Consider the following 543-nt stretch of genomic DNA (forward strand, 5'->3'; position numbering starts at 1 on the left):
ATCAATGCCGCAGAAATCTCGTCCGGATGGGGCTATTCAGAAGAGAAAACGCTGACGGGGAAAGTGGGCAATCCGCCGAAACCGGTCGGCTTCATCGCTTCTGATAATGTGGTTTTCGGTATCGAGCTGAGCTGGGGATTCCCGGCGAACACCGACGACACACTGAAGACGGAAATTCAGTACAGCCTGACCGGGACGGAAGACGATGCGATGCTGCTGGCAGACGTACCATATCCGCAGCGCAAGTATCAGCAGATGGGCCTTAAGGCAGGGCAGACTTTCTGGTACCGGGCGCAGCTGGTAGATCGTAGCGGAAACGAATCAGGGTATACAGACTTTGTGCGCGGGCAGGCCAGCATCGATGTATCCGATATCACCGATGCAATCCTGGAGGACATGAAAGGCTCCGATACGTTCAAAGACCTGATCGAGAACGCGGTGGACAGCAATGAAAAAATTGCTGGCATGGCTGACGATATCAAACAGGCCAACGACGAACTGGCGCAACAGGCGCAGGAGATCGCCAAAAACGCCCAGGATATC

1 pseudogene is annotated in these 543 nt (G+C 54.5%); it reads left to right on the forward strand.

The annotated features are described in order from the left end of the window. A pseudogene (locus tag IM300_RS22545) lies at positions 1-543 on the forward strand (host specificity protein); the annotation flags it as partial.

This window comes from Enterobacter cloacae complex sp. I2, from assembly GCF_014896205.1.
GTDB lineage: Bacteria > Pseudomonadota > Gammaproteobacteria > Enterobacterales > Enterobacteriaceae > Enterobacter > Enterobacter quasihormaechei.